At 66.2% G+C, this 24,401-nt stretch carries 20 protein-coding genes; 14 read left to right on the top strand and 6 right to left on the bottom strand.

The window, feature by feature from the left end:
• Positions 1-47: 47 nt before the first annotated feature.
• Both SH203_RS06655 and pyrC read left to right on the top strand, forming a co-directional pair.
• The gene (locus tag SH203_RS06655) at positions 48-1,031 is read left to right on the top strand and encodes an aspartate carbamoyltransferase catalytic subunit (RefSeq protein ID WP_087120055.1); all 984 of its coding nucleotides are present in this window, start codon (positions 48-50) and stop codon (positions 1,029-1,031) included.
• Positions 1,028-2,302, top strand: a complete 1,275-nt coding sequence (gene pyrC, locus SH203_RS06650) for a dihydroorotase (RefSeq protein ID WP_087120054.1) — start codon at positions 1,028-1,030, stop codon at positions 2,300-2,302. Before SH203_RS06655 ends, pyrC begins: the two co-directional genes overlap by 4 nt.
• 10 nt (positions 2,303-2,312) lie before the next feature.
• On the opposite strand, the gene ubiM is transcribed toward pyrC, so the two are convergent.
• Complete coding sequence (gene ubiM, locus SH203_RS06645; RefSeq protein ID WP_087120053.1) at positions 2,313-3,494, bottom strand: 5-demethoxyubiquinol-8 5-hydroxylase UbiM; 1,182 nt, start codon at positions 3,492-3,494, stop codon at positions 2,313-2,315.
• 61 nt (positions 3,495-3,555) lie between these two features.
• Complete coding sequence (locus SH203_RS06640; protein WP_087120052.1) at positions 3,556-4,488, bottom strand: glycerophosphodiester phosphodiesterase family protein; 933 nt, start codon at positions 4,486-4,488, stop codon at positions 3,556-3,558.
• Positions 4,489-4,614: 126 nt separating this feature from the next.
• On the opposite strand from SH203_RS06640, the gene plsY reads away from it, so the two are divergent.
• Together plsY and dprA are read left to right on the top strand one after the other, a co-directional pair.
• Positions 4,615-5,253, top strand: coding sequence for a glycerol-3-phosphate 1-O-acyltransferase PlsY (plsY, locus tag SH203_RS06635; protein WP_087120051.1), 639 nt, complete (start codon positions 4,615-4,617; stop codon positions 5,251-5,253).
• On the top strand, positions 5,250-6,323 hold the full coding sequence (gene dprA, locus SH203_RS06630; protein ID WP_087120050.1) for a DNA-processing protein DprA: 1,074 nt from the start codon (positions 5,250-5,252) through the stop codon (positions 6,321-6,323). Before plsY ends, dprA begins: the two co-directional genes overlap by 4 nt.
• Before the next feature lie 13 nt (positions 6,324-6,336).
• On the opposite strand, the gene SH203_RS06625 is transcribed toward dprA, so the two are convergent.
• Complete coding sequence (locus SH203_RS06625) at positions 6,337-6,528, bottom strand: hypothetical protein (RefSeq protein ID WP_087120049.1); 192 nt, start codon at positions 6,526-6,528, stop codon at positions 6,337-6,339.
• Between the two features lie 138 nt (positions 6,529-6,666).
• On the opposite strand from SH203_RS06625, the gene topA reads away from it, so the two are divergent.
• On the top strand, positions 6,667-9,297 hold the full coding sequence (gene topA, locus SH203_RS06620) for a type I DNA topoisomerase (protein WP_087120048.1): 2,631 nt from the start codon (positions 6,667-6,669) through the stop codon (positions 9,295-9,297).
• A 56-nt stretch (positions 9,298-9,353) separates the two neighbouring features.
• Here topA and SH203_RS06615 read toward each other — a convergent pair whose 3' ends face one another.
• On the bottom strand, positions 9,354-10,664 hold the full coding sequence (locus tag SH203_RS06615) for a TCR/Tet family MFS transporter (protein ID WP_087120047.1): 1,311 nt from the start codon (positions 10,662-10,664) through the stop codon (positions 9,354-9,356).
• A 180-nt stretch (positions 10,665-10,844) separates the two neighbouring features.
• Between SH203_RS06615 and ettA the strand changes: the two genes are divergently transcribed.
• From ettA to metH, 8 genes are all read left to right on the top strand, one after another.
• On the top strand, positions 10,845-12,512 hold the full coding sequence (ettA, locus tag SH203_RS06610; RefSeq protein ID WP_087120046.1) for an energy-dependent translational throttle protein EttA: 1,668 nt from the start codon (positions 10,845-10,847) through the stop codon (positions 12,510-12,512).
• A gap of 24 nt (positions 12,513-12,536) precedes the next feature.
• The gene (locus SH203_RS06605) at positions 12,537-12,764 is read left to right on the top strand and encodes a DUF433 domain-containing protein (protein ID WP_087120045.1); all 228 of its coding nucleotides are present in this window, start codon (positions 12,537-12,539) and stop codon (positions 12,762-12,764) included.
• Complete coding sequence (locus SH203_RS06600) at positions 12,761-13,093, top strand: DUF5615 family PIN-like protein (protein ID WP_087120044.1); 333 nt, start codon at positions 12,761-12,763, stop codon at positions 13,091-13,093. Before SH203_RS06605 ends, SH203_RS06600 begins: the two co-directional genes overlap by 4 nt.
• Complete coding sequence (locus SH203_RS06595; RefSeq protein ID WP_087120043.1) at positions 13,090-14,016, top strand: 2-hydroxyacid dehydrogenase; 927 nt, start codon at positions 13,090-13,092, stop codon at positions 14,014-14,016. Before SH203_RS06600 ends, SH203_RS06595 begins: the two co-directional genes overlap by 4 nt.
• Before the next feature lie 47 nt (positions 14,017-14,063).
• Complete coding sequence (locus tag SH203_RS06590; RefSeq protein WP_087120042.1) at positions 14,064-15,023, top strand: metalloregulator ArsR/SmtB family transcription factor; 960 nt, start codon at positions 14,064-14,066, stop codon at positions 15,021-15,023.
• The gene (gene metF / locus SH203_RS06585; protein WP_087120041.1) at positions 15,023-15,979 is read left to right on the top strand and encodes a methylenetetrahydrofolate reductase [NAD(P)H]; all 957 of its coding nucleotides are present in this window, start codon (positions 15,023-15,025) and stop codon (positions 15,977-15,979) included. Before SH203_RS06590 ends, metF begins: the two co-directional genes overlap by 1 nt.
• Positions 15,976-17,058 carry a homocysteine S-methyltransferase family protein gene (locus tag SH203_RS06580; protein ID WP_087120040.1) on the top strand — a complete coding sequence of 361 codons (1,083 nt, stop codon included), beginning with the start codon at positions 15,976-15,978 and terminating at the stop codon, positions 17,056-17,058. Before metF ends, SH203_RS06580 begins: the two co-directional genes overlap by 4 nt.
• Before the next feature lie 151 nt (positions 17,059-17,209).
• The gene (gene metH, locus SH203_RS06575) at positions 17,210-19,876 is read left to right on the top strand and encodes a methionine synthase (RefSeq protein WP_234989405.1); all 2,667 of its coding nucleotides are present in this window, start codon (positions 17,210-17,212) and stop codon (positions 19,874-19,876) included.
• Between the two features lie 55 nt (positions 19,877-19,931).
• Here metH and SH203_RS06570 read toward each other — a convergent pair whose 3' ends face one another.
• Positions 19,932-20,486, bottom strand: a complete 555-nt coding sequence (locus SH203_RS06570) for a hypothetical protein (protein WP_087120038.1) — start codon at positions 20,484-20,486, stop codon at positions 19,932-19,934.
• 139 nt (positions 20,487-20,625) lie between these two features.
• Positions 20,626-23,460 (bottom strand): TonB-dependent receptor domain-containing protein, encoded by a 2,835-nt coding sequence (locus tag SH203_RS06565; protein ID WP_087120037.1) that lies wholly within the window; start codon positions 23,458-23,460, stop codon positions 20,626-20,628.
• Between the two features lie 256 nt (positions 23,461-23,716).
• Between SH203_RS06565 and SH203_RS15270 the strand changes: the two genes are divergently transcribed.
• Positions 23,717-24,256 carry a hypothetical protein gene (locus SH203_RS15270; protein WP_143275691.1) on the top strand — a complete coding sequence of 180 codons (540 nt, stop codon included), beginning with the start codon at positions 23,717-23,719 and terminating at the stop codon, positions 24,254-24,256.
• The last annotated feature ends 145 nt before the right edge of the window (positions 24,257-24,401 follow it).

Below are 24,401 nucleotides of genomic sequence, written 5' to 3'. Positions count from 1 at the left end.
GCCCGACACTGGAATTGGGGCCGAGTCACGCCTATAGCCGCGTCTCGATGACCCAGCCCGCTCAAGTCACCGATCGGACCATCCGCGACCGGCTGGTCCCGTTCCCGAAATCCCACTTCCTGGCCGCGTCGGACCTGAATCCGTTCGTGACGCCGCAACTGCTGGACTTGGGCGACGCCTTCGTCGACTTCAATCGCCAGTCGTCCAAGGCGCTGGAAGTGCTGCACGGCCGAACCGTGGTGAACCTGTTCTTCGAGAACTCGACCCGCACCAGTTCATCGTTCGAGATCGCGGCCAAGCGTCTGGGCGCGGATGTCGTGACCATGCCGGTCGCCGCGTCCTCGGTGAAGAAGGGCGAGACCCTGATCGACACGGCGGTCACGCTGAACGCCATGAAGCCGGACATTCTGGTCATCCGACACTCGGCCTCGGGCGCGGCGGAACTGCTCAGCCAGAAGGTCGGCTGCGCCGTGGTCAATGCGGGCGACGGCCGCCACGAACACCCGACCCAGGCCCTGCTGGACCTGTTGTCGCTGCACCGCGCCTTCGGCGATGTGACCAGTCTGACCGTCGCCATCTGCGGCGACATCACCCACAGCCGCGTGGCCCGTTCCAACGTCGCCCTGTTGCAGATGATGGGCGCGCGGGTGCGCCTGATCGGCCCGCCGACCTTGGTGCCGGGCGACGCCGACCGCTGGGGCTGCGAGGTCTTCCACGACATGCGCGAGGGGCTTCAGGGCTGCGACGTGGTTATGATGCTGCGCCTCCAGCTGGAGCGGATGGCCGGGGCCCTGGTCCCCTCCACGCGCGAGTATTTCCGTTTCTGGGGTCTGGACCGCGAGAAGCTGGCCTGGGCCAAACCCGGCGCCAAGGTCATGCACCCCGGCCCGATGAACCGGGGCGTCGAGATCGATTCCGATGTCGCCGACGACCTGTCCGTCTCGCTGATCCAGGATCAGGTCGAAATGGGCGTCGCCGCCCGTATGGCCGTCCTGGCCTCCCTCTCCGCCCGTTGGGGAGACGCCCGATGACCACATTCGCCATCGCCAACGCCCGCCTTCTGGACCCCGCCTGCGACTATGACGGTCCGGGCGCCGTTCTGGTTCGCGACGGCCGCATCGTCCGCGTGGTCCACGGCCCCGCCCCCGACCTCGACGCCGACCAGATCATCGACGCCGACGGCCTGTGCCTGTCGCCCGGCCTGATCGACATTCGTGTCAAGACCGGCGAGCCCGGCGCCGAACCGCGCGAGACGTTGAAGTCCGCCAGTCTGGCCGCCGCCGCCGGGGGCGTGACAACCATCGTCGTCCAGCCCGACACCGACCCCGCCGTCGACGACCCGGCGGTGATCGAATTCGTCCAGCGACGCGGCGCAGCCCTGAACCTCGTCAACGTGCGCGCGGCGGGCGCGGCGACCAAGGGTCTGGGCGGCGAACGCATGGCCGAGATCGGCCTGATGGACGAGGCGGGCGCCCTCTATTTCACCGACGTCGACAAGGTCATCGTCAACAGCCGCACCCTGCAACGGGTGATGAGCTACGCCGCCGCCTTCAACGCCCTGATCGCCTGCCGTCCGTCCGATCCCTGGCTGACCGAGGGCGCCGTCGCCGCCTCCGGCGAACTGGCCACCCGCCTGGGTCTGTCGGGCAGTCCGGCCATCGCCGAGCGCATCGGGCTGGAGCGCGACCTGGCCCTGGTCGAACAGACGGGCGCCCGTTTCCTGGTCGATCAGATTTCGACCGAAGGCGCGCTGGAGACCCTGGCCCGCGCCCGCGCCAAGGGGCTGGAGGTCGCCGCCAGCGTCTCGATCAACCACCTGTGCTTCAACGAGGTGGACATCGGCGACTACCGCACCTTCTACCGGCTGGACCCGCCGCTGCGTTCAGAGGCCGACCGTCAGGCCCTGATCGAGGCCGTGCGCGACGGCCTGATCGACGTCATCACCTCGGCCCACGCCCCCGCCCCCGCCGAGGACAAGCGCCGTCCGTTCGCCGAGGCCGCGCCCGGCGCCGTCGGTCTGGAAACCCTGCTGCCCGCCGCCCTGACCCTGCACCACGACTATGGTCTGGACCTGCTGGACGTGCTGCGTCCCCTGACCCAGGGCCCCGCCGCCCTGCTGGGGCTGGACGCCGGCGTGCTGAGCGAGGGCGCGCCCGCCGACCTGATCCTGTTCGATCCCGGCGCGCCCGTCGTCATCGACGCCGACGCCCTGCACTCCAAATCGAAGAACTCACCCTTCGACGGTCGCCGCTTGCAGGGCAAGGTCGTCGGCACATGGGTCGCGGGCCGCAAGGTTCACTGACCTTCAACCGTCAGGCCGTCAGCATCCGCTTCACCACCGCCTTGAACGGGACCGTGGCCTGACCGGCGCGCAGCATGGCGCCACGCGCCAACCGCGCTGGCGGAGTTTCCTGGGTGAACAGCCGCACGAGAGCGTTCGTACCCTGATACAGCGGCCAGCAGGCCAGTCGGTGTGTGTGCTGATAGCGCGCCAGAAGCCGTTCCGACCCAATATCCGCGCCTCGCGCCCCGCGCACCACCCCGGCCAGGGTATCCTGCCCGCGCAGACCCAGGTTGAAGCCGTGGGCGGTGACCGGGTGCATCCCCACCGCCGCATCGCCGATCAGGGCGAAGCCCTCGCCTGCGAACCGATGGCTCCACGTCGTCGCCAGCGGATAGGCATGGCGCGTCCCGACCAGCTCCAATCCGCTCAGCCGCCCCTTCAACCGTCGCGCCATGGCCGTCGCAAAGGCCGACGGCGACAGCGCCATCAGGTCCGCGATGGCCGGCGTCGCCAGGGTCATGACCACCGAGGACATCCGCTCGTCAGGGTCCGAGACGGGCAACAGGGCGATAGTCTGGCCGTGGTCGAACCATTCGGTCGCAACATGACCGTGCGCCTGATCGTGCCGCATCCGGCACACCATCATGGAGCGCCCCAGCCGATTGACCTCGGCCCCCACGCCCAGTCGGTCGCGCATGAGGGAGAAGCGGGAATCGGCCGCCACGATCAGATCCGCCCGGATCGTCGTCCCGTCATCCAGCGTCAGCCGCCCGCGCAGCTTTTCAGGCGCAATCCGACAGTCGGCCACCCGTCGTCCGGCCATCAGTTCGACGCCCGCCTGCCCCTCGACCACATCGAACAGGGCGCGGCGGATCAGGTGATTGGGGATCAGAACGCCCAGCCGATCCGCATCCTCCGCGCCGAAGGTCAGGGCGAAGGGCGAGCCGCCGTCCAGCACCCGCGCCTGACGCAGGTCCGAGATGTGATCCGCCGGTATCCGGTCCCAGACACCCATCGTCTTCAACAGGCGCATCGAATGATGCGTCAGGGCGATCTCTCGCCCGTCGAACGCCGGATCGCGCAGGTCAGCCTCGGCCTGCCCCTCGATCAGGGCGACGGACAGACCGGCCCCCGCCAGCGACCGGACGAAGGCCAGGCCCGCCGGCCCCGCGCCCACGACGGCGATATCGAACGTCAGTTCCTGGCTCATGCGTGCGCTCCTGCCCGATCTCATGGCCGCCGCCCTTGATTCAGCGCAAACCCAGCCGACGTCAGCGCGGACGCGGACAGGTCGCGGCCTTGGCGACCTCGGCGCCCAGCACTGACTTGACCGCCAGCGGGGTGTCGGTGGCGATCACCGTCACGCCCTGACGCACCAAGTCGCGATATTCCGACACGTCGCCGTCGGCCGCATAACGGTCGTCGCGCCGCACGCCTTCGGCGCCCAGGGTGCCGAACTGAACCTCCACCCCGGCCTGACGCAAGGCGCGCCACAGCGCCGGTCGCTCCTCCCGCGTGCCGGTCCAGGCCAGGATTTGCGGCGCGTTAAGCCCGCTCAGGTCCGCCACGCTGCTCAGACCCGCCGAAATCATCATCTCCGGCGCCATCGCCGCCACGGCCCGCGCGTCGGCGTCGTTATAGGTGATCAGGATGACGCGGGCGCCGGCGCCCGACCGCCGCACCTGATCGATCACCGCCCGCGCCAGATCGACCGTCGTGCCGCCCTCCGCCGGTTTCAGGTCGATGCTGGCGATGGCGCCCACGCGACCGGCGGCGTCCAGCGCCTCGCCCAGGGTCGGCGGCGCCGCGCGCGTCAGGGCGCCGTTCGACGCCCTCAGCCGCGCGCGTTTCACCTGGGCCAGGGTCAGGTCCGCCACCCGTCCCCGCCCGGTCGTCGTCCGATCCATGGTCTCGTCATGCATCAGCACCAGATGGCCGTCCTTCGTCAGAACCGCATCCAGTTCCAGGATCGCATCGGGGATGGCCCGTCCCGTCGCCTCGATGGCGGCGATGGAGTTCTCCGGCTGGTCGGGCGCCGAGACTGCACGGTGAGCCGAGATCGCCACGCCGCCGTCGCGCACGCAGTCGAAATAGGCGGCCATGGCCGGCTCTGCGGTCGACGGCGCAGTCGGCGCGGGCGCCCCGACGCAGGCGGCCGTGGACATCAGCAGGGCGACGGCGGCGACAGTCGGGATTTGGCGCATCGAACTCTCCGGCAAGGGTGCGGACCAGACGCGGCGCAGATCGCCGGGTCAAGAGGTCGGATCGCCCTTGCTCCGCGTCGTCCGCCGACGCATTTTGCCGCAACGACACGCGGGGAGCGAATCAAAGTGCAGGATCTGGCGGGCCCGGCGGTGGGAACCTTGGCGCTGGTCGCCCTGGGCGGCTATCTGCTCGGCTCGATTCCGTTCGGGGTGGTCATCACCCGCGCGGCGGGGGCCGGCGACGTGCGAAACATCGGTTCGGGCAACATCGGCGCGACGAACGTGCTGCGCACCGGCCGCAAGGATCTGGCCCTGGCCACCCTGTTGCTGGACGCCGGAAAGGGCGCCGCCGCCCTGCTGATCGCGCGGCATCTGTTCGACAGCGAGCTGGCCGGCGCCATCGCCGGCGGCGCGGCCTTCCTGGGCCATCTGTTTCCCGTCTGGCTGGGCTTCAAGGGCGGAAAGGGCGTCGCGACCTTCTATGGGCTGCTGCTCGCCGCCGCCTGGCCGCTGGGTTTGATGGCCGGCGCCGTCTGGCTGCTGTCGGCCTTCCTGTTCCGATACTCCTCGCTGGCGGCGCTCATCTCTTCGGCGACCGCGCCGCTGCTGGCGCTGCTGCCCCTGACGGCGGTGGGCCTGCCGGTCGGTGCGCCCGTCCTGATCCTCACCGTCTTCGCCGCCGTGCTGATCTGGGTGCGCCACCATCAGAACATCGCCCGGCTGCTGAAAGGCGAGGAACCGCGCATCGGGGCCAAGAAGGCGTGAGCCTGGCCCCGGCCGAACGGTTCGCCCGGCTGCGGCTCGCCCGCACAGACCGCATCGGCCCCGTCGCCTTCACCCAGTTGGTCGGACGTTACGGTTCGGCCGTCGCCGCCCTCGACGCCCTGCCCGGTCTGGTCCGCAAGTCCGGCGCGACTTCCACGCCGCCGCCCGTCGAGGCGGTCGAGCGCGAACTGACCGCAGGCGAGGCCCTCGGCGCGCGCCTGCTGGTGCTGGGCGACGCCGACTATCCCGAAATGTTGGCCGCGCTCGACCCGCCGCCGCCGATCCTGTGGACGCGCGGCGACGCCGGACTGCTGAACCGCCCGTCCGTCGCCATCGTCGGCGCTCGCATCGCCTCGGCGGGCGGTCAGCGAATTGCGCGCGGCCTGGCCCAGCAGCTGGGACAAAGCGGCTATGTCGTCATCTCCGGCATGGCGCGCGGCATCGACGCGGCCGCTCACGAAGGCGCCATGCCGACCGGGACCGTCGCCGTCCTGGGCGGCGGGGTGAACGACATCTATCCGCCGGAACACGCCGACCTTTACGCCCGGCTGACGGAAAACGGCTGCATCGTCTCCGAAAGTCCGGTCGGCGCCCGCGCCCAGGCACGCGACTTCCCGCGTCGCAACCGCATCATCTCGGGCCTCTCGCGCGGCGTCGTGGTGGTGGAGGCCGAAGTCCGCTCCGGCTCCCTGATCACCGCGCGTCTGGCCGCCGAACAGGGCCGCGACGTCTTCGCCGTGCCCGGCTCGCCGCTCGACCCGCGCGCACGCGGTCCCAACGAACTGCTGCGTCAGGGCGCCATCCTTTGCGAGGGAATCGAAGACATCGAGCGCGCCTTCAACACCCTGCGCACCCTGCGCGAGCCGCCGGCCGAACCCCTGCGCTTCGACGACGAACTGGATCAGGCCTTCCTGGAGCGGGTCGCCGCCCTGCTGTCACCCACGCCCGCGCCGCGCGACGAGATCGCCCGCGCCCTGAACGCCCCGGCCGCCCAGGTCGCCGCCGCTCTTCTGGAACTCAGCCTCGTCGGCCGCGCCGAACTTCTGCCCGGCGGCCTGGCGTCGATTTAAAGCCGCAGCAATCCTAACGAGGCGGCAGCGCCGCCGCGCCCGCCGCATCCTCCAGCAGCCCCGCGAGGCGGCCGTCGCCCTCCTCGCGCGCCATCCGCGCCATTTCCAGCGCCATGGCCCCGATATATTCTCGCGTCGGAAAGGCCCCCGCCTCGATGTCGTTCTGATCGCTCGGCGCAGCCGCCGAGTTCGTTGCGCTGGCCATGATCGTCTCCGCTGCAGCGCTCACAATCTAACCGAGCCGATACAAAACACAACTACCTGTAGGTGTAAGACCAAGAGGCCGATTGACTCCCGGCTCCGCTCCAACCACGTTCGCGCCCCTTCCCGAGACCGGACCGATATGAAGCTCGTCATCGTCGAGAGCCCCGCAAAGGCCAAGACCATCAATAAGTATCTGGGCTCGGACTATGAGGTTCTGGCCTCGTATGGCCACGTCCGCGACCTGCCGTCCAAGGACGGCTCGGTCCTGCCCGACGACGACTTCTCCATGCACTGGGAGGCCGACGCCAAGGGCACCAAACGCCTGTCCGAAATCGCCGAGGCCGCCAAGCGCGCCGACCGCGTCATCCTGGCGACCGACCCCGACCGCGAAGGGGAAGCGATCAGCTGGCACGTTCTGGAAGTCCTGAACAAGAAGAAGGCGCTGAAGGCCGCGCACGTCGAGCGCGTCACCTTCAACGCCATCACCAAGTCCGCCGTGCTGGACGCCATGGCCAACCCGCGCCAGATCGACATGGAGCTGGTCGAGGCCTATCTGGCCCGCCGCGCGCTGGACTATCTGGTGGGCTTCACCCTGTCGCCGGTCCTGTGGCGCAAGCTGCCGGGCGCGCGTTCGGCCGGACGTGTGCAGTCGGTCGCCCTTCGCATCGTCGTTGATCGCGAAATGGAGATCGAGAAGTTCAAGCCTCAGGAATACTGGTCCATCGAGGCCGACCTGAACGCCGATAGCCCGCCTTTCACCGCCCGTCTGGTCAAGCACGCCGGAAAGCGCGTGCAGCGTCTGGACATCAAGGACGAGGCGACCGCCGACGCCGCCCGCGCCGCGATCAAGGCCGGCGACTTCACCATCAACTCGGTCGAGAAGAAGCCGGTTCGGCGGAATCCGGCGCCGCCCTTCACCACCTCGACCCTGCAACAGGAAGCCTCGCGCAAACTGGGCTTCACCGCCCAGCGCACCATGCAGGCGGCCCAGAAACTGTATGAAGGCGTCGACGAGACCGGCGGCCTGATCACCTATATGCGGACCGACGGCGTTTCGGTCAGCCCCGAGGGTCTGGCCCAGGCGCGCGAGGTGATCGGCAAGGAATACGGCCCCGCCTATGTCCCGTCCGAGCCACGCTTCTACAAGGTCAAGGCCAAGAACGCCCAGGAAGCGCACGAAGCGATCCGCCCGACCAACATCGCGCGCCATCCCGATTCCGTGCGCCTCGATTCCGATCTGCAGCGTCTGTACGAACTGATCTGGAAGCGGATGGTCGCCTCCCAGATGGAGGCCGCGCGTCTGGACCGCACCACGGTCGAGATCGAGACCTCCGACGGCCTGACCGGCCTGCGCGCCACCGGCCAGGTCGTCACCTTCGACGGCTTCCTGGCCGTCTATGAGGAAGGCCGCGACGAGAAGCAGAAGGGCGCTGAGGGCGACGAGGGCGAGGACGACACCAGCCGCCTGCCCGCCCTGAAGGAAGGCGCCAGGGCCAAGGTCGACGCCATCCGCACCGACCAGCATTTCACTGAACCGCCCCCGCGCTATTCGGAAGCCACCCTGGTCAAGAAGCTGGAAGAACTGGGCATTGGCCGCCCGTCGACCTACGCCTCGACCCTGTCGACCCTGCGCGACCGCGAATATGTCCGCGTCGACAAGAACCGCTTCTATCCCGAGGACAAGGGACGGCTGGTCACGGCCTTCCTGGAGCAGTTCTTCGCCAAATGGGTCGAATACGACTTCACCGCCGCGCTGGAGACGCGCCTGGACGAGGTGTCGGCCGGCGATTTGAACTGGAAGGTGCTGCTGCGCGAATTCTGGCAGGATTTCCACGCCGCGACCCAGGCCGCCGGGGAACTGCGCACCACCGCCATTCTGGACGCCCTGAACGAAAGCCTGGGCGCCCACATCTTCCCGGACAAGGGCGACGGCTCCGACCCGCGCGAATGCCCCCTGTGCCATCAGGGCCAGCTCAGCCTGAAGACCAGCCGCTTCGGCGCCTTCATTGGCTGCTCGCGCTATCCCGACTGTAAATACACCCGCCCCGTCGCCAGCCCCTCGGCCGAGGACGGATCGGCGGAAAGCGGCGACCGCGAACTGGGAACCGACCCGGCGACCGGCCAGCCGGTGCAGCTGAAGATCGGCCGGTTCGGTCCCTATGTCGAAATCACGCCGCCGGATGGGGAGAAGCCGAAACGCTCGTCCCTGCCCAAGGGCTGGTCGCCCGCCTCGCTCAGTCTGGACCAGGCGTTGCGCCTTCTGGCCCTGCCGCGCGAGGTCGGGGTCCACCCCGAGGACGGCAAGATGATCACGGCGGGTCTGGGCCGTTACGGACCCTTCGTCCTGCACGCGGGCACCTACGCCAATGTGTCGGACATCGACGAGGTGTTCGAGGTCGGTCTGAACCGCGCGGTCGCCCTGCTAGCCGAAAAACGCGCCGGGCGCGCCGGGCGCGGTTCCGCCGCCGCCCCGCTGAAGGACCTGGGCGCCCACCCGAAAACGGGCGAGCCGATCCACGTCATGGCCGGCCGCTTCGGCCCCTACGTCAAGTCCGGCAAGATCAACGCCACCCTGCCCAAGGGAACGGCGCCCGAAGACCTGACGCTGGAGGATGCCCTGCCCCTGCTGGCAGCCAAGGCCGGGGCCGCGCCCAAGAAGAAGGCTCCGGCGGCCAGGAAGACCGCCGCCCCGAAAAAGGCCGCGGCGAAGAAGCCTGCCGCCAAGAAGACGCCGGCGAAGAAGGCCGCCAAGCCCAAGACCGAGGACTGATCCGTCATCGCCTTTCCGTCGCGCCGTGACGGAAAGGCGAACTCGGCCCCTTTGAATCAGCTCAGGCTGGCGTCTCCGGCCGAAACCCGTTCGGCGCGTTCGGCGCGGCGGGCGGTGATCCAAGCGATCACGCCGGCCAGCGCCAGGACCAGGGCCGAGATATAGAAGCTGAGCCCCGGCGCATGGACGACCGCGTCGATGACGCCCAGCCCATGCCGGTCCAGCCATGTGGTCAGGGGCGCGAACCCGCCCCCGACCGACAGCGAATAGATCCAGCCGAAGAACAGGGGCGAGGCGACGCCCGCGATGGAGGCCACGCTCATCGTCGCGCCCTGAAGCTGGCCCTGTTCGCTTTCGGACACCTGCCGGGTCATCAGCGACTGAAGCGTCGGCATGGCCAGGCCCCAGAGCGCATTGGGCAGCATGGCCGCCACGAACATCCAGCCGGTCGGCGCCCAGCCCATCATGGCGATGCCGCAGGTTCCGCCGACCAGCCCCAGCAGCATGGTCTTGCGGTCGCCCAGCGCCTTGGTGACGGGTCCGACGACCAGCCCTTGCACCGTCATGTCCAGCGCGCCGACCATGGCCAGCAGCAGACCCACCTCGCGCGGCCCCCAGCCGTACCGATACTGGGCGTACAGCACGAACACGGCCGAGAAGACGTGATGGGCGAAGTGCAGCAGGAAGGTCACGCCGGCCAAGCCCGTCAACTCCGGGTGACGGCCCAGAAGCACCATCGCCCCGACCGGATTTGCGCGCCGCCAGCTGAACCTCATCCGTTTCTCGACCGCCAGGCTTTCAGGCAGGATGATCAGGCCATAGAGGAAGGCGATCCCCGACATCAGGGCGGCGGCCCAAAAGGGCGCGTGCGGGCTGATCTCGCCCAGGAAACCGCCGATCACCGGCCCCAGCACGAAACCGCCGGAAAAGGCCGCGCCGATAAGCCCATAGGCCTTGGCCCGCCCCTCGACCGGGGTGACGTCGGCCATATAGGCGTAGATGGTGGTGAAGCTGGACGAGGTGACGCCGGCTATGATCCGCCCGACCGCCAACCACCACAGGTTCGGCGCCACCGCCATAAGCACATAGTCGATGGCCAGACCCGCGCAGCTGAGCAGGATGACCGGCCGCCGCCCATACTGGTCCGACAGCGATCCGATGACCGGCGAGGCGACGAACTGCATTCCCGCCCACAGGGCCACGAACACGCCGTTGATGATCCCGGCCTGGGCGTTCGAGCCGACGAAATCCTTGATCAGCTGCGGCAGGACGGGAATGATGATGCCCATCGCCACGATGTCCAGCACCGCCGTCACGAAGATGAAGCCGATGGCCGCCTTCAATCGTCGGTCTGAAATCGCGGTCATGGCGGCGTCCCGGCTGTCTCGATCAGGCTCATTACCCGCGCGCCCGGGTTTCGCACAGGGCCGATTGCGGCCGCCCGCGCCCTGCCCGACCGTCGCCCTATTTGCCCTTCGCGCTTTGGGTCGCTACATCCGCCCGAACCTCCCACGTCAAGACGAACCCGAAGGGCGAAACCGCACCTCATGGCGCAGCAATATATTTTCCAGATGCAGGGTCTGACCAAGACCTTCCCCGGCGGCCGCAAGATCTTCGAAAACATCTGGCTCAGCTTCTACAACGACGCCAAGATCGGCGTCGTCGGCGTCAACGGCTCGGGTAAGTCCACCCTGCTGAAGATCATGGCCGGCCTGGACAACGAGTTCTCCGGCGAGGCCCGCGCCGCCGACGGCGTCAAGCGCGGCTATCTGGAGCAGGAGCCCCAGCTCGATCCCGCCCTGAACGTCCGCCAGAACGTCGAGGCCTGGTGCGAAGAGAAGCAGTGGGTCAACCGCTTCAACGAAGTCGCCGCCGAACTGGGCGAAAACTACACCGACGAACTGATGGAGGAGATGACCGCCCTTCAGGAAAAGATCGACGCCGGCGACGTCTGGGACATCGACAGCCGCATCGATCAGGCCATGGGCGCCCTGCGCTGCCCGCCCGACGACTGGGAAGTCACCAACCTGTCCGGCGGTGAGAAGCGCCGCGTGGCCCTGGCCCGCCTGCTGCTGTCCAAGCCCGACATGCTGCTGCTCGACGAACCGACCAACCACCTGGACGCCGAATCCGTCGCCTGGCTGCAGCACCACCTGGAGAATTTCCCCGGCTGCGTCATCCTCGTGACCCACGACCGCTACTTCCTGGACCTCGTCACCAAGTGGACGCTGGAGCTGGACCGCGGCAAGGGCCACCCGCACGAGGGCAACTATTCCTCGTGGCTGGAAGCCAAGACCAAGCGCGTCGTGCAGGAGCAGTCGGAATCCGAAGCCCGCCAGCGCGCCCTCACCCGCGAACTGGAATGGGTCCGTTCGGGCGCCAAGGCCCGTCAGGCCAAGTCCAAGGCCCGTCTGGCCGCCTACGAGCGGATGGTCGAGGAACAGGAATCGATGCGGGGCGCCCAGACGCACGCCCATATCCAGATCCCGCCCGGCCCGCGCCTGGGCAATGTCGTGCTGGAGGTCGAGGGCCTGCAGAAGACCTATGGCGACAAGGTTCTGTTCGACAACCTGACCTTCAAACTTCCGCCCAACGGCATCGTCGGCGTCATCGGCCCCAACGGCGCCGGCAAGTCGACCATGTTCAAGCTGATCACCGGCCAGGAGACGCCCGACGGCGGCACGATCCGCGTCGGCGAAACCGTCAAACTGGCCTATGTCGACCAGTCGCGCGACGACCTGAAGCCGGACGAAACCATCTGGCAGGCCATCAGCGGCGGAACCGACGTGATGATGGTCGGCAAGCGCGAGATCAACACCCGCGCCTATGTCGGCAGCTTCAACTTCAAGGGCGGCGACCAGCAGAAGAAGGTCGGCCAGCTGTCGGGCGGTGAGCGCAACCGCGTCCACCTGGCCAAGACCCTGGCCTCGGGCGGCAATCTGATCCTGCTCGACGAACCGACCAACGACCTGGACATCGAGACCTTGCAGAACCTCGAAGAGGCGCTGGAGGAGTTCGCGGGCTGCGCCGTGGTCATCTCCCACGACCGCTGGTTCCTGGACCGTCTGGCCACCCACATCCTCGCCTTCGAAGGCGACGGCCATGTGGAATGGTTCGAGGGCAACTTCGAAGCCTACGAACAGGACAAGATGCGCCGCCTGGGGGCCGACAGCATCATCCCCAAACGCATCCAGCACCAGAAGTTCGGTCGCTGATCAAACCATGATAGGATGCGGGACATGAGCGATCTTCTGTCCCGCATCACTATCGACACGAACCAGTGCGGGGGCCGCCCCTGCATTCGCGGCATGCGCATCCGGGTTCAGGACGTGCTGGACATGCTTGCGGGCGGGGCCAGTCACGAAGACATCCTGACCGACTTTCCCTATCTTGAGCCGGACGACATCCGCGCCAGCCTGGCCTATGCGGCCGCATCGATTGGCGACACGGCCGTCATCGCCGCATGAAGTTCGTCGTCGACGCCCAGTTGCCGCCATCGCTCGCCGACTGGCTGAAGACGCAAGGGTTCGACGCAGACCATGTCTCCAGCCTGCTTTCACTGGATGCGTCCGACGACGACATCTGGCGGCTGGCCAGGACGGAGCGCCGCATCATCGTCACCAAGGACCGTGATTTCGCCCTGTGGGCCTCGGATCGGCGCGAGGGACCGCAGGTCGTCTGGCTTCGCATCGGCAATGCGACGACCCGTTCCCTGTTGATCTGGCTCACGCCCAAATGGCCCTTGATTCAGGATCGTCTGAACGAGGGCGTTCATCTGATCGAGGTGCGCGCATGACCCAACGCCCCGCCGTTCTCATCATGCAGCGGCATCTGGCGCCGCTCTCCGACTTTCTGGAGAGCGCCTATGATGTCTATCGCTTGTGGGAAGGTCCGCCGGTCGAGGCCGCCCACGACATCCGGGCTCTGGTCGTCGCCGGGGAATATCCGCTCGACAAGGCCTTGATCGAGAAACTGCCCAATCTCGGCCTGATCGCCTGTTTCACCTCCGGCTATGACGGCATCGACATCGAATGGTGCCGCGCGCGCGGCCTGCCCGTCACCCATGCGCCCGGCGTCAATCACGAGGACGTCGCCGATCACGCCCTGGGTCTGATCCTGGCCGCCCGCCGCCAGATCGTCACCGGCGACCGTCAGGTCCGCTCAGGCGACTGGACCATCGAGACCCGCACCATCACCGCCTCCATCGGAGGCCAGAAGCTGGGCGTCGTCGGTCTGGGTCATATCGGCAAGGCCGTCGCCCGGCGAGCCGAAGCCTTCCGCATGGCCGTCAGCTGGTGGGGTCCGCGCCCGCATGAGGCCGAATGGCCGCGGGCGGATACGCTTCTGTCTCTCGCCAAGGCCAGCGATATTCTGGTGGTCGCCTGCAAGGCGGACGAGACCAATCGCGGCCTGATCTCGCGCGAGGTTCTCGACGCGCTCGGCCCGGACGGCCTCTTGGTCAATGTCTCGCGCGGACAGGTGGTGGACGAGGACGCCCTGATCGCCGCCCTGAAGTCAGGGACGCTGGGTCAGGCTGCGCTGGATGTCTTCACCGAGGAGCCGACCGATCCGGCGCGCTGGGCCGACGTGCCCAACACCCTGCTGACGCCCCACACCGGCGGCGCCACGACCGCCGGGGTTCAGGGCATGTTGGTGCTTCTGATCGAGAACCTTCAGGCGCATTTCGCGGGAGAGGCCTTGAAGACCCCGGTTTCTTAGTCGGATTTTGCTTGCCAAATCACATAAGGATATCCTTATGTGATTATATGAGCCTGTCCGCTGATCAAACCGTCGAAGCCCTGCGCGCCGCTGGCGAACCCACGCGCCTGCGCATCCTGTCGCTGCTGGCGGGGGAAGAACTGTCGGTCATGGAGATGTCGCGGATTCTGGACCAGAGCCAGCCGCGCGTCTCGCGCCATCTGAAGCTGATGACCGACGCCGGGCTGATCGAGCGTTTCCCCGACGGCGCCCGCGTCTATTACCGCCTGTCGCATGACGCCCAGGCCCGCCGCCTGATCGACACGGTGCTGGACATCCTGGCCGAGGATGCGGGCGAGGCCGATCACCGCCGCCTGGACGAGGTCCGCAAGGATCGCGAGGAAGCCGCCGCCAGCTATTTCGAACAGGTCGCGCCCCAGTGGGACCGCCTGCGTTCGCTCTATGTCAGCGAAAGCGCCGTCGAGGCCGCGCTCGAACGGGCCGTCGGCCCCGGCCCGTTCGAGCGCGTGGTCGATCTGGGCACCGGCTCGGGCCGGATGCTGACCCTGTTCGGCAAGAAGGCCAAGATGTCAGTCGGGCTGGATCTCAGCCAGAACATGCTCAACATCGCCCGCACCAACGTCACCAAGGCGGGCGTGGAGCAGGTCGAGCTGCGCCACGGCGACATCTTCGCCACCCGCCTGCCCGCCGCCAGCGCCGATCTGGTGATCGTGCATCAGGTGCTGCACTACCTGTCCGACCCGGCCGCCGCCGTCGCCGAGGCCGCCCGTCTGGTCAGCCCGAACGGTCGTCTGGTCATCATCGACTTCGCGCCGCACGACTTCGAACATATGCGCGAGGCGCATCAGCATCGCCGCCTGGGCTTCGCCGACAGCGAGATCACCGGCTGGCTGCTGGACGGCGGCCTGACGCCCTCCGCCCCCATCGCCCTGCCGCACGACGCCGAGGGCCTGACCGTGACCATCTGGACCGGCGAGCGCCGTCTCCAGAACAGAAAGACCGCCTGATGGCCTCCCCCGCCTCCCTGAACCTGGCCGATGCTCGCGCCCTCCTGCTGTCGCCGCTCGGCCCCGTGGCCCGCGCCGGGTCCAACCGCGACGACGTGCGCGTGTCATTCGAATTCTTCCCGCCTAAAACGGATGAGGCCGAGGCCAATCTGTGGAAGGCGATCCGCCGTCTGGAGCCGCTGAATCCCGCCTTCGTCTCCGTCACTTACGGCGCCGGCGGTTCGACCCGCGAGCGGACCCACCGCACCGTTCAGCGCATCATCACGGAAACTTCGCTCCGCCCCGCCGCCCACCTGACCTGCGTCGAGGCCAGCCGGGAAGAGGTGGATGAGGTCATCGAAGGCTACAAGGCCATCGGCGTCGATCACATCGTGGCCCTGCGCGGCGATCCGCCCGGCGCGTCCGGCATCGGCGGCGCCTATCGCCCCCGCGCAGACGGATACGCCAACGCCACCGAATTGACCGCCGCCATCAAGCGGATCGGCGGCTTCGACGTCACGGTCGGCGCCTATCCCGAACGCCACCCCGAAAGCCCCTCCATCGATCACGACATCGAGGTGCTGAAAGCCAAGGTGGATGCGGGCGCCACCCGCGCCGTCAGCCAGTTCTTCTTCGACATCGACGCCTTCCTGCGGTTCCGCGACCGGGTGCGGGCGGCGGGCGTGACCATTCCCCTGATCCCCGGCGTCATGCCGGTGTCGAACTTCGCCGGCCTGAAGCGGATGTGCGGCGCCTGCGGGACCAGCATCCCCGACTGGTTGAAGGCCCATTTCGACGGGCTGGACGACGACCCGGAAACCCGCAAGCTGTTGGCCGCCTCCGTCGCCGCCGAGACCTGCGCCCGTCTTCAGGAAGAAGGGTTCTCGGACTTCCATTTCTACACCCTCAACCGGGCCGATCTGGTCTATGCGATCTGTCGCGTACTGGGCGTGCGTGAAACGGCGGCGGCGCAATGACCCGCGCGGAACGAATCGCCGCCCTGCATCAGGCGGCCAAGGAGCGCATCCTGGTCCTCGACGGATCGTGGGGCGTCATGATCCAGCGTCGCGGGCTGGACGAGGCCGATTTCCGCGCCGACCGCTTCGTCGCCGCCAACGGCTATGACGAAAAGCATCAGATGAAGGGGAATAACGACATCCTCTGCATCACCCGTCCCGACGTCATCGCCGACCTGCACAACCAGTATTACGCGGCAGGCGCCGACATCTCCGAGACCAACACCTTCTCCGGCACCACCATCGCCCAGGAAGACTACGCCCTGGACGCCCAGGCCGTGCGGGACATTAATCTGGAAGGCGCCAGACTGGCCCGCGCCGCCGCCGACAGCTGGACGGAAAAGGAGCCGCACAAGCCCCGTTTCGCCGCCGGCTCCATCGGCCCGCTGAACAAGATGCTGTCCATGTCGTCCGACGTGAACGACCCCGGCGCCCGCAGCGTGACCTTCGATCAGGTCTATGAGGCCTATCGGCATCAGGTGAAGGCGCTGAACGAAGGCGGCGTGGACCTGTATCTGATCGAAACCATCACCGACACGCTGAACTGCAAGGCCTGCATCAAGGCGATCAAGGATCTGGAAGACGAGGGGCTGGAGCCGCTGCCCATCTGGATTTCCGGCACCATCACCGACCGTTCGGGCCGCACCCTGTCGGGCCAGACGGCCGAGGGTTTCTGGAACAGCGTGCGCCACGCCAAACCCTTCGCCGTCGGCTTCAACTGCGCCCTGGGCGCCGACCTGATGCGCCCCTTCATCGCCGAACTGAGCCGCGTCGCCGACACCCTGGTCGCCGCCTATCCCAACGCCGGCCTGCCCAACGCCATGGGTCAGTACGACGAACAGCCGCACGAAACCGCCCACTTCATCGAGGAATGGGCCGCATCCGGCCTGGTCAACATCGTCGGCGGCTGCTGCGGCACGACGCCCGACCACATTCGCCACGTCGCGGAAGAAGTCGCGCCGCTGAAGCCGCGCGCGATCCCGGAACGACCGGTGGCCTTGCGCCTAAGCGGGTTGGAACCCTTCGAGTTGGCTTCGTGATGACTCCCTTACCCCGCTCATCCCGGCGAAAGTCGGGACCCAGTTCTTTGAGCGATAGCCGCCGATGCGTGGTGGTCGCCCGTCATCCCAGTCACCGTGCCTCACAAAAGCACTGGGTCCCGGCTTTCGCCGGGATGAACGGAGTTTTTGCGTGAGACCCGTCTTCATCAACGTCGGCGAACGCACCAACGTCACCGGCTCGGCCAAATTCCGCAAACTCGTGGTCGAGGGCAACTATTCCGCCGCTTTGGACGTCGCCCGCCAGCAGGTCGAGGCGGGCGCCCAGATCATCGACATCAATATGGACGAGGGCCTGCTGGACGGCGTCGTCGCCATGCGGACCTTCCTGAACCTGATCGCGGCGGAACCCGACATCGCCCGCGTCCCGATCATGATCGACAGCTCCAAATGGGAGGTGATCGAGGCGGGGCTGAAGTGCGTCCAGGGCAAGCCCATCGTGAACTCGATCAGCATGAAGGAGGGCGAACGGGCCTTCCGCGACCATGCGATCAAATGCCTGCGTTACGGCGCCGCCGTCGTGGTCATGGCCTTTGACGAGGCGGGTCAGGCGGACACCGCCGCCCGCAAGATCGAAATCTGCACCCGCGCCTACGACATCCTGGTCAACGAGGTCGGCTTCCCGCCCGAGGACATCATCTTCGACCCCAACATCTTCGCCGTGGCGACGGGGATCGAGGAGCATGACAACTACGCCGTCGACTTCATCGAGGCGGTCAGGGTCATCAAGGCCACCCTGCCCCACGCCCGCATTTCGGGCGGGGTGTCCAACGTCTCGTTCAGCTTCCGCGGCAACGAACCGGTGCGCCGGGCGATCCACAGCGTCTTCCTGTACCACGCCATCAACGCCGGCATGGACATGGGCATCGTCAACGCGGGCGACCTGCCCGTCTATGACGACATCGATCCGGTGTTGAGGGAAGCCGTCGAGGACGTCATCCTGAACCGGCCTCAGCGGACGAACGTGTCCAACACCGAGCGGCTGGTGGACATGGCCCCGTCCTACAAGGGCGAGAAGGGCGCGGCGAAGGTGGTCGACCTGACCTGGCGCCAGGGCACGGTCGGCGAACGCATCACCCACGCCCTGGTCAACGGCGTGACCGAGTTCATCGAGGCCGACACAGAAGAGGCCCGCAGCCAGTCCGAACGCCCGCTGCACGTCATCGAAGGCCCGCTGATGGACGGGATGAACGTCGTCGGCGACCTGTTCGGTTCGGGCAAGATGTTCCTGCCGCAGGTGGTGAAATCCGCCCGCGTGATGAAACAGGCCGTCGCCTATCTGGAGCCCTTCATGGAGGCCGAAAAGGCCGGTCAGGAACGCACCTCCAACGGCCGTATCCTGATGGCGACGGTCAAGGGCGACGTCCACGACATCGGCAAGAACATCGTCGGCGTCGTTCTCCAGTGCAACAATTACGAGGTCATTGACCTGGGCGTCATGGTCCCGGCCGACCGCATCCTGGACGAGGCCAAGGCGAACAACTGCGACATCATCGGCCTGTCCGGCCTGATCACCCCGTCGCTGGACGAAATGGTCTTCGTCGCCGCCGAGATGGAGCGGCGCGGCTTCGACATTCCCCTGCTGATCGGGGGCGCCACGACCAGCCGCACCCACACGGCGGTGAAGATCGAACCCGCCTACCATCGCGGCTCGACCACCTATGTCATCGACGCCAGCCGCGCCGTCGGCGTGGTGTCCGGTCTGCTTTCGCCCACGGAAAAGGCCCGGAACGAGGCCGCCACCCGCGACGAATACATCCGCATCCGCGAACAGTACGCCCGGGGCCAGGAGGTCAAGGTCCGCGCCACCCTGCAACAGGCGCGCGACAACCGCTTCCGGCCCGATCCCGCCCAGCCCCTGTCCGGCGCCCCGTCCTTCATCGGGGTCAGGGCGTTCGACGCCTGGGATCTGCAGGATCTGGCTGACCACATCGACTGGACGCCCTTCTTCGCCAGTTGGGAGTTGATCGGCCGCTATCCGCTGATCCTGGACGACGAGATCGTCGGCGAGGCCGCCCGCGACCTGTTCAAGGACGCCCAGGCCATGCTGAAGCGCATCGTCGAGGAAAAATGGTTCACGGCGAAAGGCGTTGTCGGTTTCTGGCCTGCCCGCGCCGTCGGCGACGACATCGCCGTCTTCAGCGACGAAAGCCGCGCTCAGGAAATCGCCCGTTTCCACACCCTGCGCCAGCAGATCAAGAAGTCGAACGGCAAGCCGAACCTGGCCCTGTCCGACTTCATCGCCGAGGACGGCGACGACTATATCGGCGCCTTCGCCGTCACCGCCGGTCATGGCGAACTGGAGATCGCCAAACGGTTCAAGGACTCGGGCGACGACTATTCCTCCATCATGGCCACGGCCCTGGCCGACCGCCTGGCCGAGGCCTTCGCCGAACGCTTGCATAAGGAAGTCCGCACCCAGCTCTGGGGCTACACGCCGGACGAGGCCACCAGCGTCGACGACCTGATCGCCGAACAGTATCAGGGCATCCGCCCTGCCCCCGGCTATCCGGCCCAGCCCGATCACACGGAAAAGGCCATGCTGTTCCGCCTGCTGAACGCGGGCGAAAACGCCGGCATGGCCCTGACCGAAAGCTACGCCATGACGCCTCCGGCCTCGGTCTCGGGCCTCTATTTCGGCCATCCGGGCAGCCACTATTTCGGCGTCGGCAAGATCGACCGCGATCAGGTCGAGGACTACGCCCGTCGTAAGGCCATGTCGGTCGCCGAGGCCGAACGCTGGCTGGCCCCGATCCTGAACTACGATCCCTACGCCCTGAAACGCGAAACGGCGGCCTGACCGAGGCCAGACCGCCGTTCGCCGTCCGCCGTCAACTCGACCGAGTTGACGCAGCTTAGTTGATGCCGACGCTTTCCAGAGTGGCGGGCGGCGTCGTGATGTTCTCGCGAATACGGCGCGCGGCGTGTTCGCAACGGCCCGGCAGACCGAAGAACAGACCGAACGACTGGCTGCGCGCCTCCGCATCCGGGTTTTCGATCAGCGTAGCCCATTGGGCCTTGACCGCAGCGACGGCGCGATCCGCCTCGGCCTTGCTGGCGGCCGATTGACGGGGAGCCGCAGCGGCCAGGGCCGTGCGGAAGTCCTGCGCCTCCAGCCGTCCCAGCCGCACCAGTTCGACGTCCTCCGGCGCATGCGCCGGCAGGGTGTCGCCCAGATCGGCATGACCGCTGACCAGCGCGTCGCACCACGCCACCAGCGGATAGTCCCCGTTCGGCGCGCCACGCGGCAGCGGACGCGCATAGGCGATCGCCTCGCGCGTCTTCAGCGCATCCGCGCTTTCCACCGAGCGATTGCCCGTGACGATCGGACCGTCCTGCGATTGCGCCATGACCGGCCCAACGGCCAGCACGGACAGAATGGAGAGAGCGGGAGCGAGCAGTTTCAGCATGATCTTCCTTCAAGGCGACGCGCACGAGCGCCGATCACCAACGCTCGCCCGCCCCGATGGTTTTTCTACGGCGACGCTCAAACGAAAAAGGCGGCGGAGCGTTGCTCCGCCGCCTCAGTTCTGGTGTCGAAGACCGGCCTTAGAACTTGGCGGTCAGACCGACGTAGTAACGACGACCCAGGACGTCATAGGTCGACGGGTCAGTGTTGGCTTGAACGCCCGGCACAAAGACGTTCGGCTGTTCGTCGGTCAGGTTGTTCACGCCACCGCGCAGAGACACAGTATCGTTGATCGCCCACGAGCCGTTGAGGTCGAAATAGTCGATCGACGGCAGAACCTCGGTGGTGTTGATCACCGTGATTTCACCGATCCGGCGCCAACGTGCGCCGATCGAGAACGGGCCATCAGACCAAGTGACCGAAGTCAACGCCTTCCATTCGGGGAAGGTGTTGCCGAACGAGCTGTCGATCGTGCCCGTGCGATCCGTGAAGGCGCCGCCAGCGACGACGTTGTCTTCATAGTTCTCCAGCCAGCTGATGACAGTATTGAACTTCAACCTGCCCCAGTCGCCCGCACCGATGTCAGCCATGCTCAAGGTCCAATCGGCTTGAAGGTCGATGCCCGAAGTCTTGACCATGCCCAAATTGGCTTTGTTTTCAATAGCGCCGACGATGTTGCCAGACAGCGAGTCCCGACGGAACAGCTGGCAATAAGCGTTTCCGGCATCGAAGTTCGGATTTTCGCCCGTGACGTTGAAACAACCCTTCAACGAGTCACCAGCCTTGATGGAGCCGATCGCATCGGTGATTTCGATATTGTAGTAGTCGATCGAAGCCGAGAAACCAGACAACCAAGGCGACTGAAGCTGCGATTGATAGACCAAACCGACAGACCAGCTGTCCGACGTCTCTTCCTTCAGATTGGGGTTGCCGCCCGTACGGCTCTCAACCTGATTGTTCGAATATTGATAGTTGTCGATGGCCAACGGCGAGATGCCTTGAGCCAAGCAGAGCGCCTTAACGGCCGCCGCATTGGCGCCCGTACGGAAGCTGCCGCGCACGTCGCAGGGATCACCGCCCGTACCGCCAGCCGAAGGCGCGCCGATATTGGGGAAGTCAGAACTCGCCGTGGCGAACAGTTCGCCGATCGAAGGCGCCCTGACCGACCGGCTGTAACCGCCGCGCGCGCGCAAACCGCCCGCGATGGTCCAGTCCAGTTCGGCACGATAGGCCTGAGTGCCGCCAGCTAGCGAAGGCGTCGGATTGAAGCCAGCGATCTCGGATCCGCCGATGTTACCGCCGTCAGGTTGACCGTTGGCGCCCAAGTGAGGCGTGACCGCGTTCGATTGCGCCAACGACGAGTCAGCGCCGAAGGCGAAGTCATCCTGGCGGTACTGGGCGCCCAGAGCTACGCGCACTTCGCCAGCGGGCAGATCGAAGGCCTTGCCTTGAAGGCTGGCTTCGATAACCCGCTGCTCGGTGACAGTGGAGTTACGAGCCGAGCGACCGATATAGCTGATGCAATCGGCAGACAGATCAGTGACGCCGAACGGATCGAAACCGCCTGAGCACAGGCTACGACCACCGTCGGCCGCGTCGAGCAAGCGCTGCACCGATGAACGAGACACGTTGCCGGTTTGCGTCGTCGTATTCGAGACACGGCCATACGTGCCGTACACGTCATAGGTCCAAGTGCTTTGCGGCACCTGACCACGAACGCCAGCCGTGATCTGATAGATGTTATACTCTTCGGTCGAGTGGCGGCCGCCGAGCGACGTAAAGCGCTTGTTCAACAGGAACGAGCCGTTCGGATTGGCGCGTGCGTTCAGGAAGGTGCGCAGATCCGCCGGGATGAACGGGTTGGTCGCAGGAACGCGGAAACCGGTACCGTTAGCCGCGGGGCTAGCCGCCAATTCGGTATCGCCGACATACTGCGTAAACAGAGCGTTGGCATAGACTTCGGCGTTCTCGTTGATCTTGTAGCGACCGCCCCCATAGACGTTATAGCGATCAAGCGGCAACTGAAGGTAGTTCAGCGGGCCAGTATTGAACGTGTAGTTGGCGCCCGGTGCAGTATATTCAGGACCAGCACCAGCCGGGTTCTTGACGTTCAGCTTGCCCGGATAGGCAAACAGGGTGTTGTCGTCGTTGAAACCGAAGGCGTCCGTGTTGGACAGGGTCTGGTTGTTGAAATAGGAGCGAACGACCGCGAGGCTGGGCAGGTTGTTGCTGTCGAAAATCGTCGAACCAAGCGGCGAGGTGCCCGACGGTCCCGACACCTTCGAAAAGTCGCGAGCCGCATTGTAGATCGTTCCGCGCGTGGAACGGCCTAGCGACAGCACCATGTTGCCGCGGTCGTCGTCGAAGTTGCCGCCGACAGTGATCGAATAGCTTTCGGTCTTGCCGTCGCTACGATCGGTTTCGCCGTATTGGGCGTCGAACTGAACGCCCGAGAAGTTCTCGTCCAGAATGAAGTTGGCTACGCCCGCCAGAGCGTCGGAGCCATAGGCGGCCGAGGCGCCGCCCGAAATCACTTCGATGTTCTTGATCAGGGCGGTCGGGATCAGGTTGACGTCGACGGTGCCGTCCGAGTTCGACGGAACGACGCGACGGCCGTTCATCAGAACCAGCGTGCGGTTCGAACCCAGGTTGCGCAGGTTGATGTTAGCCTGGCCGCCGTTCGACGGGTTGTTCGAAGTCGAGGAGATCGAAGGCGTGAACTGCGGCAGATCATTGATCAGGCTGTCGATCGTGACGGCGCCGGTCGCCTGGAAATCTTGCGCGCTGACGGTGACTATCGGGCTGGTGGAGCGATAGTCCTGACGTGCGATGCGCGAACCGGTGACGACGATCTCGCCCACTTCTGTCGCCTGATCAGTCGACTGAGCGAAGGACGGCGTGGCGGCCATAGCCAGGGCAGCGCCGCCAATGATCGTGGTCGCCAGAAGGCTGCGGCGATATCTGATGTTGTTCAAAGCTTGTTCTCCCGAGATTGGATCACTGTCGTCAAGAAATGATGACACGGTCCAATAGCCATTTACCGACCATCTGATCGGTTGGCCGGGAGACCATACCAAGCCCGTCCTCATGTCTAGCGCGAAGGCGATCCTCCGACACAATGAAGACACGCCTGTCGCAAAGACGACACACCACAGTCGCGACCGCGACATTGGGTCAGTCACGAAATCTAGTGATATACTCGCAATCGGCCTTTTTCATTGCGAGAACAGAATGACCAATATCGTGCATTTCAGGAGATCGAAAATGGGCCTTTCGGTCATTCTGGCGACCATTTTTTCAAGCCATACCGCTTACGCGCAGCAGAGTTCCACACCACGTCCAGATGATCTGATCCGCCCCGTGATACAATGCAGGGAGGTGCAAAACGACACCGCCCGGCTAGCGTGTTTCGACGCCGCTGCAGCATCGCTTGCGGCCGCAGGAGAGGTAGCGGTCGTTAGTCGGCGCGACGTTGAACAGAATCAGCGCCGCCTGTTTGGATTCAACGTTTCCGCGCTGAATCCCTTCGATGGAGCGGACAGCGGAAACAGTCTTCAATCCATTTCGGCGACGATGACCAGCGCGCGCGATCTGGGTCGGGGCGAGTGGCTGATCACGCTGGACGACGGGTCGGTATGGCGTAAGACCGATAGCGTCGATGTCTTGTTCTCGGCGCGGCGTCAGTATCCTGTGACGGTGCGTCGCGCCGCCTTGGGCAGTTATATGATGAAAGTCGGGGACACCCCGGCATTCCGCGTCAAACGCGAATAGGCCTTATCGCTGTATCGCCACGCGCGACGCATACGGCGCAGGCTCTGGCGTGCAGGAGGCGGCGAGTTGGATCGCGGCGAGACACAGCACGGCGGCGACGACGAGGGCGGGCCGATTTGATACAGCGGCGAGGATCGAACGGGCC

It is taken from the genome of Brevundimonas sp. SH203 (assembly GCF_002157625.1).
Lineage (GTDB): Bacteria > Pseudomonadota > Alphaproteobacteria > Caulobacterales > Caulobacteraceae > Brevundimonas.
This window is presented reverse-complemented; position numbering and strand designations above follow the sequence as displayed.